The organism is Pseudomonas sp. Z18(2022), assembly GCF_036346535.1.
Lineage (GTDB): Bacteria > Pseudomonadota > Gammaproteobacteria > Pseudomonadales > Pseudomonadaceae > Aquipseudomonas > Aquipseudomonas yamanorum_A.
In genome coordinates this window covers 411,036-430,607 of record NZ_JAOTOA010000002.1, presented here as the reverse complement: position 1 = coordinate 430,607, position 19,572 = coordinate 411,036, and the positions used below count along the sequence as shown (strand labels likewise).

Below are 19,572 nucleotides of genomic sequence, written 5' to 3'. Positions count from 1 at the left end.
TTCGATTGTCGAACAACATCCCGGACGAAGCACAAGAGGACTCGCCGGGGGACGAGAAATCTTGTTCCCTACGCAGGCGTTAACCTGATCAGGTTCAACGGGATCCGGTATTTACCGATCTCAGCCTTCCAACAAGGCACCCCGACAAGAACGCGGCCAGTCTAGACCATGGAGCAGGCAAATTGCCAATGGCGGTGCATTCATCGTGATGAATGGCGTAATTACAGGATTGTTGTGCCGTGATAGCGCCACTACACTCGATGACTGCTCAAGGTCTTGACGCCAGGAATGGGCCGCCTTAGCCTTGGGCTCCAAATTATCGCCGTAATATTTAATCTAGGGATCGCCTCATGCTGCGCAAACTTTCACTGGCTCTTGCCGTGTCTTGTGCGACCAACGGACTGGTCTGGGCAGCTGAAGCGCCCCTGACGACCAAAACCGACCTGGTCAGCGTCTACCAGGAAGCGGTGGACAACAACGCCGACCTGGCTGCCGCCCGCGCCCAATACGGTGCGCAGAAAGAAGTGGTGCCCCAGGCCCGCGCCGGTTTGCTGCCGAACCTGTCGGCCGGTGCCGACATCAACAACGTGCGCACCCAGCTGGACCAGCCCGCCGCCACGGTCGACCGCGACGCCCATTCCTGGCGCGCGACCCTGAGCCAGCCGCTGTTCCGTGCCGATCGCTGGTTCCAGTTGCAAGCCGCCGAAGCGGTCAACGAACAAGCTGCGCTGCAACTCTCGGCCACCGAACAGAACCTGATCCTGCAAAGCGCCGAAAACTACTTCGCCGTGCTGCGGGCCCAGGACAACCTGGCGTCCACCAAGGCCGAAGAAGCCGCGTTCAAACGTCAACTGGACCAGTCCAACGAACGCTTTGACGTCGGCCTGTCGGACAAGACCGACGTGCTGCAATCCCAGGCCAGCTACGACACCGCACGGGCCAACCGGATCCTGGCCCAGCGCCAGGTGGACGACGCCTTCGAAGCGCTGATCACCCTGACGAACCGCCAGTACAACTCGATCCAGGGCATCGTCCACACGTTGCCGGTGCTGCCACCGACGCCGAACGACGCCAAGGCCTGGGTCGAAACCGCCGGCCGCCAGAACCTCAACCTGCTGGCCAGCAACTACGCCGTCACCGCCGCCGAAGAAACCCTCAAGCAACGCAAGGCCGGCCACGCGCCGACCCTGGATGCGGTGGCACAGTACGAAAAAGGTGACAACGACGCCCTGGGTTTCAGCAACCCGAGTGCCTTTGGCCAGCCGTATCACGGTGATGTGTCACAACGCACCATAGGCTTGCAGTTGAGGATCCCGCTGTACAGCGGCGGCCTCACCAGCTCGCAAGTGCGCGAATCCTATTCCCGCCTGGGCCAGACCGAGCAGCAACGCGAAGGCCTGCGTCGCCAGGTAGTGGAAAACACCCGCAACCTGCACCGCGCGGTCAACACCGACGTGGAGCAGGTACAGGCGCGCCGCCAGTCGATCATCTCCAACCAGAGCGCAGTGGAAGCCACGGAAATCGGTTACCAGGTGGGTACGCGCAATATCGTCGATGTGCTGGACGCCCAGCGCCAGCTGTACACCTCGGTGCGTAACTACAACAACAGCCGCTACGACTACATCCTCGACAACCTGCGTTTGAAGCAGGCCGCCGGGACGTTGAACCCGGGGGATCTGCAGGATCTGGCGCGGTACCTGAAGGCCGACTACAACCCGGACAAGGACTTCCTGCCACCTGACCTGGCCAAGGCGGCCGCGGCGCAGTTGAAGGCTAACCCGGGTTACTGAAGACAACACATAAACCATGTGGGAGCTGGCTTGCCTGCGATTGCATCACCTCGGTTTGACTGATGTACCGAGGCGTCTGTATCGCAGGCAAGCCAGCTCCCACATTTGATGTGTGTTGTCAGTGGTTGAGCAGTCTGCCCAACCCATCCAGCAAACGCTTCAACGCGCCCTGATTGGCGCGCATCACCGCCAGCCCCGCCTGCCCCATCTTCTGCGCGTCCTGCGGCAGCTCGAACAAGCGCTGCACCGCCACCGCCAAACCTTCGGCATCGTCCACTTCCTGCAACGCGCCGGCGTCGCGCATCATCGCGCTGATTTCAAGGAAGTTGAACACGTGGGGCCCACAGATAACCGGCTTGGCCAAGGCCGCCGGCTCCAGCGGGTTATGCCCGCCCGTGGCCACCAGGCTTCCGCCGACAAACGCGCTATCGGCCAACGCATACAAAAACAGTAACTCGCCCATGGTGTCCCCCAGCAACACCGAGGTTTGCGCGGTCACTGCCTCGCCGTTGGAGCGGCGCACCGTAGCGAAACCCTGTTGCTGGCACAACTCGAACATCGGGTTGAAGCGCTCCTGATGCCGCGGCACCAGGATCAGCAAGGCATTGGGGTAGCTGGCGAGCAATTGGCGATGGGCGGCGAGTACCACTTCATCTTCGCCTTCGTGGGTACTGGCGGCGATCCACACCGGGCGTTCGCTGGCGTGCCATTGCTCACGCAAGGCGGCAGCGCGCTCCAAAAGTTGCGGGTCGATGGTCAGGTCGAACTTGATCGAGCCGGTGACCTCGACCGTCTCGGGCCGTGCACCCAGGCTGCGAAAACGCTCGGCCTCGGTTTCGGTCTGGACGGCAAACAGGCTCATTTCCGCCAGCATCGGCGCGGTCAGCTTGGCGAAACGCCCGTAGCCCTTGGCCGAACGCGCCGACAGCCGTGCGTTGGCCAATGCCACGGGAATCCCGCGTTTGGCGCACTGATGGATATGGTTGGGCCACAGCTCGGTCTCCATGATCACCGCCAGTTTCGGCTGCACACGATCAAGAAAACGCTTGGCTGCACAGGGCAAATCGTACGGCAGGTAGCAATGCTGGATGCGCGGCTCGTTGGCGAACAGCGCCTGGATGCGCTCGGAACCGGTGGGCGTCATGCAGGTGACCGTGATCGGCAGCTGTGGATAACGTTCCAGCAGCCCGCGAATCATCGGCGCGGCGGCGATGCTTTCGCCCACCGATACCGCATGCACCCAGATTCCGCCGGGTTGCATCACCGGCAAGCCCCAGGAAAAGCGCTCACCCACGCGCTTGGCGTAAGCCGGCGCCTTGCGGGCCCGCAGCCACAGACGTAAAGCCACCAACGGCAGCGCCAGGTAAAACAGACAGCTGTAGAGAGTTCTATTCATGGCGGCGGAGTTTATCGGCTTTTTCAGTCGATCGCCTGCAAGCACTCGGCAAAACGTTCGGCGAGGAAACGCGCGGCCGGGCCGAGGGGCTCATCGCGACGCCACACCAGTTCCACCACCAGAGCCGGCGGGGTCCATTCGCTGTTCAGTTCGACCATCTGGTTCTGATAGGCCGGGTACTGCACCACATGCCGTGGCAACCAGGCCCAACCCAGTCCACGTGCCAGCCATTCGGCCAGCACGTAGAAGCTATCAGCACGCCACACTTGCGGGCTGGCGGCCTCACTCCCGGGATACACGCTGGTCTGGGTCGCCATCAGCAACTGGCGAAACTGTGCCAGGCGCTGGCAATCCACGAACTTTTCCCTGGCCATGGGATGACTGATGCCGCACACGGTCACCATCTCCACACTGCCCAGCACCCGGCGCTCCAAGGCTTCGGGGATTTGATCGTGGTAGAACAGCAGGCCTAGATCGGCCTTGCGCTCCACTAGTTTGCGCGCGACATCGCCTTGGGCGGCGCTGGACAACTGCACCTCCAGGCTGGGAAATTTTCCCGCCAGCGATTCGAGGCTATCGAGCACCGGCTGATAGAGCATGGCCTCATCCTGGGCCAGGCGCAGGCGGGCTTCTTCCCCCCGCATCAACGACAAGGCACGGCCATTCAGGCGCTCGCACTGACGCAAGACTTCCCGCGCCTCTTCAAGCAACGCGGTGCCGGCCTCGGTCAAGCGGGGCTGGCGGCCGCTGCTGCGATCAAACAGGCACACACCCAGGTCCGCCTCCAACAGGGCAATCCCATTGCTGACTGCCGACTGCGCCCGGCGCTGGTCCCGCGCCACCGCCGAAAACGAACGCTGCTCGGCGACGCTGACAAACAGACGCATCTGCTCAAGGCTCCATTGCACGCTCATGGTTCAACCCATCTTAAATTCGGATAGGTAATGACTTTACCGCATCTGGTAAGTCTCTAAAATGCCAACCTTTGTAGGAGCGAGCTTGCTCGCGAAAAACCAGAGAGCGCCGCGTTAAACCAGATGCGCTGCGTTATCGTTGACGATTTTCGCGAGCAAGCTCGCTCCTACAGTTGAACCCCAACTCCGAGGAATACCCCATGAACGCCGCCTACTATTACCTGGCCATTGCCATTTGCTCGGAAGTGATCGCCACCGTTTCCATGAAAGCGATCAAGGGTTTCAGCACGCCGATCCCGCTGTTGCTGGTGATCGTCGGCTATGGCGTGGCCTTCTGGATGCTCACACTGGTGGTGCGCACCGTGCCGGTGGGCGTCGCGTATGCGGTGTGGGCCGGGATGGGCATCGTGATGGTCAGCATCGCCGCGCTGTTTATCTACGGGCAGAAACTGGATGTCCCGGCGATGCTGGGGATGGCCCTGATTGTGCTGGGGGTGGTGGTAATTCAGTTGTTCTCGAAAACCGCCGGGCACTGATCGTTCACGCCAGACTCAAGTGAAGCTGAGATTCGCAGCCTCGTTTCACTCGACAGCGCCTACAGTGTGCATGACATGAGCCTGTATACTCCGCAGCCTGTCTTGAACACTGAGGTCGCTGCATGCCATCCGTTATTTCCACCGACGTTCTGATTGTCGGCGCCGGGGTTGCCGGCCTCTGGCTCAATGCGCGCCTGCGTCGCCAGGGTTTTTCCACGGTGCTGGTGGAAAGCGCCACCCTCGGTGGCGGGCAAAGCGTGAAGTCCCAGGGGATCATCCATGGCGGTGCGAAATACGCGCTGCACGGCGCCCTCACCGGCGCCTCGGAAGCCATCGCCGACATGCCCCGTCGCTGGCGCGAAGCCCTGGCGGGCAACGGTGAGCTGGATCTCTCCGGCGTGCGCCTGCTGTCCGAAGCCCACTACTTGTGGTCGCCGGGAACCCTCGCCGGCAACCTCACCAGTTTCTTCGCCAGCAAGGCCGTGCGTGGCCGCGTCGACCAGGTAAAGGGCGACGACCTGCCGCCGGCCCTGCAAGACCGCCGCTTCAAGGGCAAGGTCTATCGCCTGGCCGAGTTGGTGATCGACGTCCCGAGCCTGATCGAACGCCTGGCGCAACTCGCTGGCGACGGCCTGCTGGCCGGTGAGCATATCGAACCGTTGCTGGAAGACGGCACACTGATCGGCCTGAAGGTCGATGGCCGCGAGATCCGCGCCCAACGCATCGTCCTCAGCGCCGGTGGCGGTACTGCCGACTTGCTCAGCGCCCTGGGCCAGACCCAGCCCGCCATGCAACGCCGGCCGCTGCACATGATCATTGCCAAGGGCCCCGGCCTGAAGCCGCTGTACGCTCATTGCCTGGGTGGCGGCACCAAGCCGCGCATCACTGTGACCACGCACCCGGCGGCCGATGGCAATTGGGTGTGGTACCTGGGCGGCGATATCGCCGAGGCCGAAGGGGTAGCCCGTACTCCGGAGCAACAGATCGCCACCGCCCAAAAAGAACTGGCACAGCTGCTGCCCTGGATCGACATGAGCCAGACCCAGTGGGCCACCCTGCGCGTCGACCGCGCCGAGCCGCTGCAGTCGGGGCTGACACGCCCGGACAACGCCTTCCTTGCCGAACAGGACCGCCTGCTGGTGGGCTGGCCGACCAAGTTGGCACTGGCGCCGGACTTCGCCGACCGGGTGATCCACGCGCTGGAACGTGACGGCATCAAGCCAGGCCCCCACGAAAAACTGCCCGAACTGCCGAAACCCGCTATCGCCCAACCCGCCTGGGAGCAACTGCTGCCATGAGCCTGCCGACCCTGCACGACCTCCACCGCCCGCTGGGCAGCACCGGCCTGCTGGTCTCGCCGCTGGGCCTGGGCACCGTCAAGCTGGGCCGCGACCAAGGGGTGAAATACCCCAGTGGCTTCCAGATTCCTGATGACGATGCGGCGCGGATGCTGCTGCGCCAGGCCCGCCAGTTGGGCATCAACCTGATCGATACCGCGCCCGCCTACGGCCGCAGCGAAGAACGCCTCGGCCCACTGTTGCGCGGCCAGCGCCAGGACTGGGTGATTGTCAGCAAGGTGGGCGAAGAATTTGCCGAAGGCGTGTCCCATCATGATTTCAGCGCGGCCCATACCCGGCTGTCCGTCGAACGCAGCCTGAAACGACTGGAAACGGATTTTATCGACCTGGTGCTGGTGCACTCTGACGGCAACGACCTGCATATCCTCAATGATTGCGAGGTTTACCAGACCCTGGCGGACCTCAAGCGCGAGGGCAAGATTCGCGGTTTCGGTTTCTCCGGAAAAACCGTCGAGGGCGGCGTAAAGGCTCTGGAACAGGGCGATTGCGCCATGGTCACCTACAATCTGAACGAACAGGCCGAAAAAGCCGTCATTGATTATGCGGCCGCCCACGGCAAAGGCATCCTGGTGAAAAAGGCGCTAGCCAGTGGCCATGTCTGCCTGGAATCAGGAGTGGATCCAATTCACGCGAGTTTCACGTTGTTGTTTGCGCAAACTGGCGTCGCCAGTGCTATTGTCGGGACCATTAATCCGCTGCACCTCGCTCACAACGTAGCGACCGCTGCCAAGGTCATTCGCCAACTCTGATGCCGCCGACGCGGCCGACCCCGACGCAAGAAGGAGCCGACATGGCGCGAACGCTCATTAGAAAAAACCCGAGTAACTTTAAAACACTGCCGCTGCATGTCGAAGCCACCCCCGAAGGCTTGAGTTACCAGAGCGTCGGCATGCCGCTCAACTTCGCCCAGACCCTGCAGCGGCGCAAGCCGGTGGAAGTGAAAGACACTGAGCGTTTTGTGCTGGAGTTGGCCAACCTGGGCGTCTCGGTGCGCCTGACCCTGCACTGGCAAAATCGCGATTACTGGGTGCTGGTGCGCCAGCGCCGGCAAGACCGCGGCGATGTGGTGCTCAAGCTGATCTCCGGGTATGTGCCGGCCCACGAACTGAACCTGCCACTGCACACCGCCATCCAGGAAATCGCCGAGGAATGCCTGCTGGAAACCCCGGAAGGCTGGCTGGGCGGGCGCTTCAACGACACCTGGCTACCGGCCCCCTACTCATCCGCCCTGCACTACCGCGAAGCATTGCCGTTCCGTCTTTCGCCGTTGTCTGGAGCGGCCCGCCCGGTACGCTGCGCCACCATGCAATTGATTGAGCGACCCCGGGCCTACGTGCATCTGCCAACGGCTTCGCTGCAACTGATTTATGACTTGCGCCTGGAAGTCCCCAAGGAGGCCAAGTCCCTGAGCCTGTTTCATGTGGATGAGCGCCTCGAGGGTGACCAACTGGTGGCGCGCCTGGACCGTCAGCGTCCGGACCTGTACCTGATGCCGCTGAAAGACGGGCAGCCGTGTGCGGAGCTGTACACCTTGAAAAAGGATCAGCTGTATCCGGCGAGTACGCGAGGGTTGTACCTGGCAGAGAGCTTTGCCCAGCAGGAAGGCTGGATCGTGCGCGACGAGCGGATCCGTTGGAAGGATTGGCTGCGGCAACAGGGGCTGAGTGCGCCCGAGAAAGAGTCGAAACTGAAGCGGTTGACGGGTAAGGCGCGGCAGATCTTGCGCAGGATCGTGCCGAAGAAGAAGCAAAGCCAGTAACCGGAGCCACAAGCACCACCCAACAATGTGGGAGCTGGCTTGCCTGCGATGCAGCCGCCTCGGTGTATCAGTGATACCGAGTTGAGGCTATCGCAGGCAAGCCAGCTCCCACAGTTGGTTTTTGCCTCAGTTGCTGCGGATCTTTTCCACAATCGCCGTGGTCGAGCTGTTTTCCACCAACCCCAACACTTTGACCTTGCCGCCATAGGCACTGACGATATCGGCACCCACCACCTGGTCGACCGAATAATCCCCACCCTTGACCAACACGTCCGGCTTGACCTGGGCCAGCAGGTTTTCCGGGGTCGCCTCGGCAAAGCTGATCACCCAGTCCACCGCGCCCAGCCCCGCCAGCACCGCCATGCGACGGTCGACACTGTTGATCGGACGGCCCGGCCCTTTCAAGCGACTGACCGACGCATCATCGTTGACCGCCACGATCAAACGATCGCCCTGGGCCCGCGCCTGTTCCAGGTAGGTCACGTGGCCGGCGTGGAGAATATCGAAGCAGCCATTGGTGAAGACAATGCTCTCGTTATGGGCGCGGGCATCGTCAATCGCCAGCAGCAATTGTTCGAGACTCAGCACGCCGCGCTCCGAACCTTCGGACCGCTGGATCGCGCGGCGCAGCTCAGGTGCGCTGATGGCGGCCGTACCCAACTTGCCGACCACAATGCCTGCCGCAAGATTGGCCAGGGCCACCGCGTGGGGCAGCTCTTCACCGGCGGCAATGGAGGCCGCCAGGGTGGAAATCACCGTGTCGCCGGCACCGGTCACGTCAAACACTTCACGGGCACGCGCGGGCAGGTGCATGGCCGGCTGATCGGGACGCAACAAGGTCATGCCGTGTTCACCACGGGTCACCAGCAAGGCGCCGAGGTCGAGGTCAGCCATGAGCTTGGCGCCCTTGGTCACCAGTTCGTGCTCATCGACACAGCCGCCGACGATGGCTTCAAATTCGCTGAGGTTCGGCGTGATCAGGCTGGCGCCCCGATAAATCGAGAAGTCCTTGCCCTTGGGATCCGCCAGCACCGGAATGCCACGGGCCTTGGCGGCCTGGATCAGCATCTGGTGATTTCTCAAGGCGCCTTTGCCGTAGTCGGACAGTACCAGCACCTTGATGCCTTCGAGCAACTCATCGACCTGGGCACTGAGGGCCAGGGCATCGGTGGCGAAGGGTTCTTCAAAATCGATACGCAGCAGTTGCTGGTGACGACTCATCACCCGCAGCTTGACGATGGTCGGCTGATGCGGGATGCGCTGAAACAGCGCACGCACACCCGCACCGCGCAGGCTGTTGGCCAGGCTGTCGGCGGCTTCGTCGTCGCCGGTCACACCCACCAGGGAGGCCGGGGCGCCGAGGGCGGCAATATTGAGGGCAACGTTGGCAGCGCCACCTGGACGGTCTTCGATTTGCTCGACCTTGACTACCGGTACCGGTGCCTCAGGGGAAATCCGTGAGGTACCGCCATGCCAGTAACGGTCGAGCATGACATCGCCGACCACCAAGACAGGGGCTTGATCGAATCGCGGCATGGACAACTTCATGGAGCAACCCACATACAAAATGAACAGGGGCGCGATATTACCACAGGGTTGTCAAAGGCTTGTGCAATGTAGGAGCCGGCTTGCCGGCGATGCGGTCACTGCGGTTTTTCAGTGCAACCGCGGTGCGGCCATCGCCGGCAAGCCGGCTCCTACAGATCAGGTGATGTCGGCCGGGACCGGCTCGTCCAGGCCCATGGCATGCAGGCGGGCGTAATAACCGTTTTGCGCCAGCAGTTCGCCGTGGGTACCGCGCTCGACAATCCGGCCATCGTCCATCACCAGGATCAGGTCGGCTTTCTCGATGGTCGACAGGCGGTGGGCAATCACCAGGGTCGTACGGCCTTGCATGACTTTGTCGAGGGCCGCCTGGATATGGCGCTCCGACTCGGTGTCCAGCGCCGAGGTGGCCTCGTCGAGGATCAGCAAAGGCGCGTTCTTGAGCAAGGCACGGGCAATTGCCAGGCGCTGGCGTTGGCCGCCGGAAAGCAGCACACCGTTTTCGCCGACCTGGGTATCGAAGCCTTTGGGCAGTTGGTCGATGAAGTCCTTGGCATAGGCATCGGCCGCCGCCGCCTCGACATCGGCCCGCGGTGCGCCGGCCAGGTCACCGTAGGCGATGTTGTTGGTCACGGTGTCGCTGAACAGGGTCACGTGCTGGGTCACCTGGGCGATATGTCGGCGCAGGTTGAGCAGGCGATAGTCTTCGATCTCTACGCCATCGAGCAGAATCTCGCCGCTCTCGTGGTGGTAGAAACGCGGGATCAGGCTGGCCAGGGTGGACTTGCCGCTGCCCGAACGCCCCACCAGGGCAACCATCTGCCCAGGCTCTGCGGTAAAGGTAATGTCCTTGAGCACGTGGCGCTCGGTACCCGGGTAGGTGAAGTTCAGATTGCGCACTTCCAGGCGGCCACTGACCTTGTCGCGCTCGATGGTGCCGCGATCGATTTCAACGTCTTCGTCCAGTTGCTCGAAAATGCTTTCGGCACCGGCCACGCCTTTCTGGATGGTCGAGCTGACTTCAGAGAGCTGGCGAATCGGCTTGGGCAGCAGGCCGGCCAGGGTGATGTAGGCCACCATGTCACCCGCCGAGGCATCACCACGCAGGTACAGCACCAGGAACATCAGCACCGCCATGGCGCTGTAGATCACCAGTTGCAGCGCCGGCGTGTAGATCGCGCCGGTGCGGGTCATGCGCAGTTGCTTGTTGGTGTTGCTCAGGCTGGCCTTGAGGAAGCGCTTCTGCTCATACACCTCGCCGCCGAAGCTGCGCACCACGCGGTAGCCCTGGATGGTTTCCGAGGCAACGTGGGTGACATCACCCATGGCGACCTGGATCTTCTTGCTCTGCTTGCGGAATTTCTTGCTCGCGGTGCGGACCATCACGGCAATCAACGGCAGGATGGCGATCATCACCAGGGTCAGCCGCCAGTTCATGAACAGCAGCGAGGCGAACAGGAAGATCACCGTCATGCCTTCGCGAATCACTACCTTGATGGCATCGGTCGCCGCACCGGTGACCATGGTCACGTTGAAGGTGATACGGGAAATCAGGTGCCCGGAGTTGTGATTGTCGAAGTAGCGGTTCGGCAGGGTCAGCAGGTTGTTGAACAACTGCACCCGCAGGTCGTGGACCAGGCCCAGGGAAACCTTGGCCAGCAAGTAGTTGCCCAGGAACGAGCCCAGGCCCTGCCAGGCGGCGATCAGGATGATCAGCAGCGGCACGGCCTGCAGCAGTTGCAGGTCACGCAGGAAAGGTACCGTAGGGAACAGCACCGCTTCAGGGTTGGACAGGCCGTCGACAAAGTACTTGAGGATGTACCCCAGCATCGGCTGGGTCGAGGCGAAAATCAGAAAGCCGACGATACTCAGCGCGAACAAGCCGGCATAGGGCTTAACGTAGCTGAGCAGGCGGAAGTATATTTTCAAGCTCGAAGGGCTTGCGCTCGGACTGGAGTCGGTCATATCACGCGGCGGTTTTGAAAAAGGAGGCTGACTTTAGCACAGCTTCTCTGTTGTACTTGCACGCGGCACAACCGCGCGGCCGTTGGATCCAACGGGCGACATTATATAGCCACTACTTTAGTATGCTCGGCTTTCTTTATTCTGGAACGGCTTTTCTGTATGCACTCCAAGCGCCTTACATATGGCTCAAATCGCGTTTTCGACTTCCTCTGTTTGTGGATTCTGCCCATAGGCTTGCTGTTGCTCCTGAGTTCGCTGTTTTTTGTCACCAATCGAAATGTCCTGCACAAGTTCTACTACGTGCTGTTCAGCGCGCCGACCCTGTTGTTGCTGTGCCTGCGCCCGGCGGAATTCAAGCAGGTGCTGCGCGAGCCCCTGGCGATCGCATTCCTGGTATTTTCAGGCTGGGCACTGACCAGCATGCTGTGGAGCCCGGAACACAGCATCGACGCCGACTTGTATCGACGACCACTGCATACCTTCATGTTGTTTGCAGGCTGCGGGCTGCTGCTGCATTACCGCAATGAGCTGTTCAAACCGATCTTCTTCTGCGCCGCACTGATTGCGCTGGTTTCCAGTGCCTGCAGCCTGGTGGCTTTTGCTCCCTTCTTCTCGCAGGGAGCGCGAATGATCGGCGGGCGCGGAGCCCTCGATAACCCGCTACTCAGTTCTCACGTATTCGGATTCTTCTGCGTTTACTGGCTGTACGTATGCATGACCACCAAGCGTCCCCACGTGCTCTGGTTCAGCGTTCCAGCGCTGGCAATCATGGCCGCCGCGGTGCTGGCCACCGGTTCGAGAACACCAATGGTTGCACTGGTCCTCGCCGTGCTCTGGATGAGTTTCACCAGCCGCAATCGTCGCTCGGCCCTGCTGATCGGCTGTATGGTGCTGGGAGCTGCGGCACTGTTGCTGTTCTATCCCGAACTGATCACCAATCGTGGCAGCTCCTTCCGTTTCGAACTCTGGGGCATGTCACTTGAGCGTATCGCCCAGCACCCCTGGATCGGCCACAGCTACGACTCAGAGTTGTACCTGACGCTTGCCGACGGCAATCAACTTCGCGAACCCCACAGTTTTGCCTTGGGTGTGATCTATTACGTTGGCATCATCGGCTTCATCCCGTGGATCTTCATGCTCGGCTGGGGCCTGTACAAAAGCCTCAAGGAACGGGCACAGCCGTTGTTTATCCTGGCCTCTTCCCTGCTGGCCTATGGCATCGGTGCCGGCCTGACCGAAGGCGGTGGAATTCTCTCGCGGCCAAAAGAGCACTGGTTTCTGCTATGGATCCCGCTGGCACTGATCGCCGGACTGAGCATCGCCCAGCGTCGCCGCAGCCTGCTGCGCATGCCCGTTCAAAGCCTGAAGCGTCAAGATTTCGAGCAGTTGTGCACCAATGCTTACGTGATTGAAGCCGATGGCCTGGGCCCAAAGGTCCTGCGCCTGGAAGACGGGAGCTTCCTCAAGCTGTTCCGCCCACGTCGCTGGTATACCTCAGGCAGCTTCAACCCCTATTCGGAGCGTTTCGCCAGCAACAGCGAGCAACTGCGAGCCTTGGGCGTTCCATCGCCAATCATCCTCAATCTCTACCAGTTACAGGATGCGAGCAGCGCCGTACGTTATCAGCCACTGCCCGGCCTGACCCTGCGCCAAGCCCTGCAAAGCCTGGACAGTAGCCTGCGGGAATCGCTGATTGAGCGGTTCGGCGGGTTCATGGCCCAACTCCATGATCGCGGCGTGTACTTTCGCTCACTGCACCTGGGCAACGTACTGTTAATGGATGATGGCGAGTTCGGCTTGATTGACGTGGCAGACATGCGCATCTACCCATCGCCCCTGCGCAACGCCCTGCGCCAGCGCAACCTGCGGCACATGCAACGTTATCCACAAGACCGTAATTGGCTGTTCGAAACCCATTTCGAGCAATTGGCCAAGGGCTATGCCTCGGTGGCCTCGCCAAGCGCCACGGCGAAGATCCGTGAGCAGGTGCTCAAGCTCAATCGTCCGGCGGCGCCGGTAGCAAGCCCGGCAAAGTGATAGCTTGAGCCGCCTGGCCATTGCGGTTTACGCAATGGCCAGGCCGAAGCCTTACGAACTGCGCTGCGGCGCCAGGTACAGGCGCACCAACCCACGCAAGGTCTTGCGACCCCAGAACTTCAAGGGAATCTGCTTGAGAATCTCCCGCGCCAGCGGGCGGTCACGGTCGGCGGTCTTGAGGAACATCGAGTTCAGGAAGTTATAGCGAACCTGATCGTAGGCAGGATGATCGCTGAACAACCCGTAGGTCTTGAGGATGTTCTGGATCATGTAGCGATGATTCTTGTAGGTGTTGGTCGCGTGTTGGCGATAGCGCGCCATCACCACATTCAACACGTCGATGGTGTAACCGGCGTGGGTGATCTTCAATTCGATGAGCAAGTCTTCCAGCGGAATCAGCGGATCGAAACCCCCGACCTCTTCCAGCGCCTGCCGGCGGATCATAAGGGTCGGCGCCGGAGGAAAGGGCTTGCGATCCAGGAACAGATCATCGAAATCCAGGCTGCGAAACGGCAAGTCGCGGCGTTGTTTCTTCTCCGGATACGGTTTGCCGTCACCATCAATCAATTCGATATTGCCGGCACAGATTCCCACCTTCGGCTTGCCTTCCATGTAGGCAACCTGCGTAGCGATACGCTCGGGCAGCATGATGTCATCGGAGCCAAATGGCGCGATCAGGCTGCCTTTGGCGCGGGCGATGGCACCGTTGAGGGTATTGGTCAGGCCCTGGTTCTGCTGGACCTGGAAATCAAACCCGTGTTCAGCCTGCAAGCGCTGGATGCGCTCCACACTGTCATCCTTGGAGCCGTCGTCCACCACCAGCAACTCAATGTTGGGGTAGGTCTGGCCGAGCACACTGAGGATGCTCTGCTCGATGTACGGGCCGTGGTTGTAAGACGCAATGATCACAGTGACCAGGGGTTGCTGCAGACTCATGCTCTACCTACTTCACGCAGACCGGTTTCGATCAGATTCAAATATTTGCGCCGGAACTCGTCCAGGGTGTGGTTTTCTTCCAGGTAGCGGAACACTTGTTCGCCCTTGGCACGCAACTGTTCGTCGCTCAGTGCCAGGTAAGTATCCAGCGCCGCCGCCAGTTGCTCGACATTGCCCGGGTCATGGGACAGGCCGCCCGCCCCTTGCACCAACGGCAACATCGCCGGGCCATTGGAGGCAATGACCGGCAGATGGCCGCTCATGCCTTCCAGCAGCGCCAGGCCCAGGCCTTCGAAAAGCGATGGCATGGTCCAGATGTCAAAAGCGCGCACGTACTGCATGCCATCTTCACGAAAGCCCAGCAGGTGCGCGCGACCGGTCAGACCCAGGCGCTCGATATCGGCACGCAGGTCCGCTTCGGCGCGGCCGGAACCGATGATCCCCACCTGGGCCTGCGGGTATTTGTCCTTGAGGGTGGCGAAAGCCTGCAGCAAATGGGTGTGACCCTTGATCGGCACCAGTCGGCCCAGGGCACCGATCATCCGTGCATCCAGCGGCAAGCCGAGCACCTGCCGCGCTTCATCGCGAGGCAACTGCAAGGCTTCGGCCTGTGGAATGTCGATGGCGTTGGTGACGAAGGTGGTGTTTTCACGGGTAAAACCGCAGTTGAGGTCCACCAGGTAATCCTTGACCGCCTCCGAGACCCCGACAAACCGCCACGCCGGGCTGACCCACTTCTGCGTCTGGCGCCGGCGGTAGCCACGGGCGTACTCGCCAAAACCGTGGGAAATGCCGATGCACAGGGGGATCTTCAGCCAACGGTTGAGGGACAGCATCATGTTCACCGACTTGAAGCGGTTACAGATGACCACGTCGAATTTCTGCTCGCGGCAAAACTTGTAGATCTGCCACATGGCGCCGAAACGAATGCCCTTGAGGGATTTTTCCGGCAACTCGAAGTAATGGGAGTGTTCAGCCACGCTCAGGGGCTGGCCGGGCAGCGGACGGCCGCTGAGAAACCCGGATGTGACCTCGAAACGTTCAGCCGGCAAGGCCTTGACGATCTGCTCGCCGAGGTCGGCGAAGTCGTGGGTCTTGACGTTGTAGTCCGGCTGTAACTGTAAAACCTTGAAACGAGGCTTCATAACTCTCCATGCTGCAATCTGGCTGCGGGCACGCAGCCCGGCGAAAAAGGGGCGGCAGGCGCTGCACACCTGCCTTCAATAAGGTCTCAATCCTGCTTCAACACCCAGAGCAACTCATGACGGCGTACCGCCTTGCGGAAGAATTCATTCTCTCCGTAAGGCGATGGACTGCGGCCCGCCAGTAATTGCTGCAACCACCTGCGCACGCGGCGCTTGAACGGCGCCCTCGGCTGCAAGTCGTGCATCATGCCCAGGGCCATGGCCTTGTCCTGCTGCTGGCCCAGCGTCAACCGCAGGCTGCAAGGCACAAGCTGCGGCGTGGCATCAAAACGCGGCGGCAAGGCCACGCCCGCGCCCGAATCGCCCATGGGCCAACGATCATTATCATGCAGGTGGTTGGCATAGCCGAGCAATGTGCCCGGCTGCCATTCCAGGCCTTGCAGGGCTTCGATGATCGCAGCGTGCGCGCAGATGTGATCCGGGTGCGGGTCCAGCAGCGGCGTCGGCAACACGATCACCTGCGGGCGCGCCTTGAGCAGCAACGCCCGCAGGTCTGCAATCAGGTTGCTCCAGGTCGGGGCGCCGTCTACATCCCCGGGTAAGGCCAGGGCGTTGAACTGGCGAAACAGCCGCGTATCGTCCAGTTGTGCTTCCCGGGACGCCTGGGGCTGGTCCGGCGCGGCCTGCATGGCCGGCAGCTGCATGCAGAAGTAACCCAACTGCACGCACTGCGCCTCGGGAACGCCCGCCCAACGAGGCACGGTAACGCTGTCCCAGGCACGCAAGCGGCCTTTTAGCCGTGCGGCATCGGCCTTGGGCAGGCCCATCTGTTGATAGTGATCGGCTTCGATTTCGCCCGCCGTGAGGGTGACGATCCAGCTCTCATCGGCCTGGCTGTAAAGGCTGAAGGCGGCCAGTTCGGCATCGTCGGCATGGGGGGCGATCACCATCACCCGCTGGCGACGGTAATCCGGCTGGCGGAACCGCCACAGTGTCGGCTGCCCCTTGATCCGGCAGAAACGCCCGCGCAAACGCAGCTTGCCGCCGGCCAGTGCTTCGCCCGCACCGGTCAGGTTGAGGTAACGCCGACCTGCGACGCCACGCTCGAAGACTTGCCGGTCCGGCGCATCCAGACCCAACACGTCCACCGCCGGATCGAGAAAACGTCCGAACCAGGTGCTTTTCAGTTCAACCCCGACGATCAGGGTTTCATCGTCAGCCAAGGGCGTATCCATCACCAGCCGCCCCGATTCGAGACGCAGGCCCGCGCACGAGCTCCCCTCGGGAAACGCGTATTGATAGTCGTCTTTGGGCGAGTAGAACAAATGGTCGGCAAACCAGGCTTCATGGGCGGCCCACATCACCACCGCCAGCAGCAGCGGCAACCACCAGGCCACCAGCACACCGACAGCCACCAGCAGCAACAGGCCAACCAACAGCGCGATACGCTTGTTGCGTCGATGCTGCTTGAGCAATTGCTGCTTGCGGCTCATACGCTGAACACCGGCACCGGGTTGCACCAGCGCTCTTTGTATTCACGGTCGGAACGCCCGAAAGAGAAACGCAGGGGCTTGTCGCTGGCCCGCGCTTGCTCCCAGGCACTTTGGGTATTCAGGAAACTCAGCACGCTACCGGGGCTGAATGCCTTGGTTTCAGGGTCGACACCACCGTTGACGTACTCGGCACTGACCCACTCCGGCGCCTGCACCTGATACACCAGTTGCACGGCAATCGCGGCGTCATTGAGAAAAAGCACCGAGCCGAACAGGAACTCCTTGAGCAGCTCCAACACTTCGGCCAGACGCTCGGCGCCCGCCGCCGGAAAACCCCAGCGCCGCAGGAACAGGTCGCAGTAAATCGCCGCCAGTTCATGGCTGGAAAACTCGCTGACCGCCCGCACCACGCCGCCCGCCTCTTCCAGCAAGCGCAATTCACGACGCTGGTTGTAGCGAAACTTCTTCGACAGTTCTTCCGGAGTGCGCGCCATGGCCAACTGCTCGGCCTGGGGCTTGAGGGTGCTTACGCGCCCCTCATTCAACGCCGACAGGTACCGCGCGCGGTGGCGCAACGGCAACTGTGCATCGGCGGCAATCGGCAGGATGATTTCGGCGTTACCCAAATCGAACAGGCCTTTTTTGCCTTTGCGCTTGAGCACGTCCTTGGACAGGGCCAGGTCGCGCCCCCAGGTGGCAATCGCGCCTTTGAGCTCGCCATCCTGCTCCCAGCCCAGGTAACGCACGGGAATCTGCGCCAGGTGCGCCAGCCGCTCGACGATCTGCGGATGAGTCGCCACGCTGCCGCCAAAACGCTGCCAGGCCTGGGCGTAAACCTCGGCCTCGACAGGCGTCCAGCCACGTTCACGCCAGCCCTGGAAGCGGTTCAGCATTTAAACCACAGCGTCATAAGGGTCCACGCCGTCCTTGACCACGAGGATGTCTTCCATGATCAGGTACTGCAGGTCGGAACCGAAGAACATGTCCAGCGCGTCTTTCGGCGAGCAGATCATCGCTTCGCCACGGCGGTTGAGCGAGGTGTTCAGCGACACGCCGTTGCCGGTCAGCACTTCCAGCTCTTTCATCATGTCGTAGTAGCGCGGGTTGTACTCGCGCTTGAGCACCTGGGCACGTGAGGTGCCGTCTTCATGCACCACTTCCGGCACGCGGGTTTTCCACTCTTCCGACACTTCAAAGGTGAAGGTCATGAACGGCGCCGGGTGGTCGACCTTGATCATCTGTGGCGCAACGGTGTCGAGCATCGACGGGCAGAAAGGCCTCCAGCGCTCGCGGAACTTGATCTGGTGGTTGATCCGGTCAGCCACGCCGGTGGCGCTCGGGCAACCGATGATCGAACGACCGCCCAAGGCACGTGGGCCAAACTCCATGCGGCCCTGGAACCAGGCCACCGGGTTGCCGTCGACCATGATCTTGGCGATGCGCTTCGGGGTGTTTTCGATCTGGCGCCACACCGGCTTGCTCGGGTGCTTGGCGCACGCGGCAATCACGTCTTCGTTGCTGTAGGACGGGCCGAGATAGACGTGTTCCATCTTCTCTACCGGTACACCACGGGCGTGGGACACGTAGGCTGCCGCACCGACCGCGGTGCCAGCATCGCCGGACGCCGGCTGCACGAACAGCTCCTTGACGTCGTCACGGGCAATGATCTTCTGGTTCAGCTTGACGTTCAGCGCACAGCCGCCGGCGAAGGCCAGCTTGCCGGTGTCTTTGAGGATGTCGCCCAGGTAGTGGTCGATCATCTGCAACGCCAGCTTCTCGAACAGCGCCTGCATGCTGGCCGCGTAGTGGATGTACGGCTCGTCGGCGATGTCGCCTTCGCGCTTGGGCCCCAGCCACTCGATCAGTTTCGGCGAGAAGTAGAAGCCCTTGCCCTTCTCTTTGTAGCGGCGCAGGCCGATGACGTTGGCGTAGTCGGTGTTGATCACCAGCTCGCCGTTCTCAAAGGAGGCCAGGCGCGAGAAATCGTACTTGCTGGCATCGCCATACGGCGCCATGCCCATGACCTTGAACTCACCGTCGAGCATCTCGAAACCGAGGAACTCGGTGATCGCGCCATACAGGCCGCCCAGGGAGTCCGGATCGTAGAATTCCTTGATCTTGTGGATCTTGCCGTTTTCGCCGTAGCCGAAGAAGGTGGTGGCGTACTCGCCCTTGCCGTCGATCCCGAGGATCGCGGTCTTCTCCTGGAAGCCCGAGCAGTGATAGGCACTGGAGGCGTGGGCCAAGTGGTGTTCAACCGGTTCGATCTTGATTTTCTTCGGATCGAAGCCCAGTTGCTCCAGGCACCAGACGATCTTGTTGCGATAGCGCTTGTAGCGACGGTTGCCCATCAGGATCGCGTCGAGGGCGCGGTCCGGGGCGTACCAGTAACGCTTGGCATAGTGCCAGCGGGCTTCGCCGAACAGGCTGATAGGGGCGAACGGGATCGCCACCACATCAACGTCGGAAGGCTTGATACCGGCTTGCTCCAGGCAGAACTTCGCCGATTCGTAGGGCATGCGGTTCTTTGCATGTTTGTCGCGTACGAAGCGCTCTTCTTCGGCGGCCGCAATCAGCTTGCCGTCGATATACAAGGCTGCGGAAGGATCATGGCTAAGGGCGCCGGACAGGCCAAGAATCGTCAATGCCACAGGGGTCTAGCCTCTTTTAGTCTGCATGCAGGCGCGTCACGCCTGAA

Annotated in this window: 15 protein-coding genes and 1 riboswitch; of the genes, 6 read left to right on the top strand and 9 right to left on the bottom strand. The window is 61.5% G+C overall.

Going from position 1 to position 19,572, the window contains the following annotated elements:
- Positions 1-48: 48 nt before the first annotated feature.
- Positions 49-154, bottom strand: a riboswitch (TPP riboswitch).
- Positions 155-350: 196 nt separating this feature from the next.
- The gene (locus V3W39_RS07225) at positions 351-1,790 is read left to right on the top strand and encodes a TolC family outer membrane protein (RefSeq protein ID WP_177041242.1); all 1,440 of its coding nucleotides are present in this window, start codon (positions 351-353) and stop codon (positions 1,788-1,790) included.
- 118 nt (positions 1,791-1,908) lie between these two features.
- Here V3W39_RS07225 and waaA read toward each other — a convergent pair whose 3' ends face one another.
- Together waaA and V3W39_RS07215 are read right to left on the bottom strand one after the other, a co-directional pair.
- Positions 1,909-3,186 carry a lipid IV(A) 3-deoxy-D-manno-octulosonic acid transferase gene (waaA, locus tag V3W39_RS07220; RefSeq protein WP_177041240.1) on the bottom strand — a complete coding sequence of 426 codons (1,278 nt, stop codon included), beginning with the start codon at positions 3,184-3,186 and terminating at the stop codon, positions 1,909-1,911.
- A 23-nt stretch (positions 3,187-3,209) separates the two neighbouring features.
- Positions 3,210-4,100 (bottom strand): LysR family transcriptional regulator, encoded by an 891-nt coding sequence (locus V3W39_RS07215; RefSeq protein WP_010169325.1) that lies wholly within the window; start codon positions 4,098-4,100, stop codon positions 3,210-3,212.
- Positions 4,101-4,300: 200 nt separating this feature from the next.
- On the opposite strand from V3W39_RS07215, the gene V3W39_RS07210 reads away from it, so the two are divergent.
- The 4 genes from V3W39_RS07210 to V3W39_RS07195 all read left to right on the top strand — a co-directional run bounded on the left by V3W39_RS07210 (position 4,301) and on the right by V3W39_RS07195 (position 7,753).
- Positions 4,301-4,636 (top strand): DMT family transporter, encoded by a 336-nt coding sequence (locus V3W39_RS07210; RefSeq protein WP_177114223.1) that lies wholly within the window; start codon positions 4,301-4,303, stop codon positions 4,634-4,636.
- Positions 4,637-4,758: 122 nt separating this feature from the next.
- Positions 4,759-5,934 (top strand): NAD(P)/FAD-dependent oxidoreductase, encoded by a 1,176-nt coding sequence (locus tag V3W39_RS07205; RefSeq protein ID WP_330212430.1) that lies wholly within the window; start codon positions 4,759-4,761, stop codon positions 5,932-5,934.
- Entirely contained in the window at positions 5,931-6,743 is an 813-nt protein-coding gene (locus V3W39_RS07200; RefSeq protein ID WP_177076123.1) for an aldo/keto reductase, read from the top strand. Before V3W39_RS07205 ends, V3W39_RS07200 begins: the two co-directional genes overlap by 4 nt.
- Positions 6,744-6,784: 41 nt before the next feature.
- Positions 6,785-7,753, top strand: a complete 969-nt coding sequence (locus V3W39_RS07195; RefSeq protein WP_259195279.1) for a metal ABC transporter ATPase — start codon at positions 6,785-6,787, stop codon at positions 7,751-7,753.
- 126 nt (positions 7,754-7,879) lie between these two features.
- Here V3W39_RS07195 and hldE read toward each other — a convergent pair whose 3' ends face one another.
- Both hldE and msbA read right to left on the bottom strand, forming a co-directional pair.
- Complete coding sequence (hldE, locus tag V3W39_RS07190) at positions 7,880-9,301, bottom strand: bifunctional D-glycero-beta-D-manno-heptose-7-phosphate kinase/D-glycero-beta-D-manno-heptose 1-phosphate adenylyltransferase HldE (RefSeq protein ID WP_177041227.1); 1,422 nt, start codon at positions 9,299-9,301, stop codon at positions 7,880-7,882.
- A gap of 156 nt (positions 9,302-9,457) precedes the next feature.
- Positions 9,458-11,263, bottom strand: coding sequence for a lipid A export permease/ATP-binding protein MsbA (msbA, locus tag V3W39_RS07185; protein ID WP_177041225.1), 1,806 nt, complete (start codon positions 11,261-11,263; stop codon positions 9,458-9,460).
- Between the two features lie 159 nt (positions 11,264-11,422).
- On the opposite strand from msbA, the gene V3W39_RS07180 reads away from it, so the two are divergent.
- The gene (locus V3W39_RS07180) at positions 11,423-13,300 is read left to right on the top strand and encodes a bifunctional O-antigen ligase/aminoglycoside phosphotransferase family protein (protein ID WP_259195277.1); all 1,878 of its coding nucleotides are present in this window, start codon (positions 11,423-11,425) and stop codon (positions 13,298-13,300) included.
- Positions 13,301-13,351: 51 nt separating this feature from the next.
- Here V3W39_RS07180 and V3W39_RS07175 read toward each other — a convergent pair whose 3' ends face one another.
- From V3W39_RS07175 to V3W39_RS07155, 5 genes are all read right to left on the bottom strand, one after another.
- Positions 13,352-14,236, bottom strand: a complete 885-nt coding sequence (locus V3W39_RS07175; RefSeq protein ID WP_177076117.1) for a glycosyltransferase — start codon at positions 14,234-14,236, stop codon at positions 13,352-13,354.
- Positions 14,233-15,381 carry a glycosyltransferase family 4 protein gene (locus V3W39_RS07170; protein WP_177076115.1) on the bottom strand — a complete coding sequence of 383 codons (1,149 nt, stop codon included), beginning with the start codon at positions 15,379-15,381 and terminating at the stop codon, positions 14,233-14,235. The genes V3W39_RS07175 and V3W39_RS07170 overlap by 4 nt, the downstream gene beginning before the upstream one ends.
- 86 nt (positions 15,382-15,467) lie before the next feature.
- Positions 15,468-16,874 carry a PIG-L deacetylase family protein gene (locus tag V3W39_RS07165; protein WP_259195276.1) on the bottom strand — a complete coding sequence of 469 codons (1,407 nt, stop codon included), beginning with the start codon at positions 16,872-16,874 and terminating at the stop codon, positions 15,468-15,470.
- Positions 16,871-17,767, bottom strand: a complete 897-nt coding sequence (locus V3W39_RS07160) for a GNAT family N-acetyltransferase (RefSeq protein ID WP_330212429.1) — start codon at positions 17,765-17,767, stop codon at positions 16,871-16,873. The genes V3W39_RS07165 and V3W39_RS07160 overlap by 4 nt, the downstream gene beginning before the upstream one ends.
- On the bottom strand, positions 17,768-19,525 hold the full coding sequence (locus V3W39_RS07155; protein ID WP_259195275.1) for a carbamoyltransferase family protein: 1,758 nt from the start codon (positions 19,523-19,525) through the stop codon (positions 17,768-17,770).
- Positions 19,526-19,572: the final 47 nt, after the last annotated feature.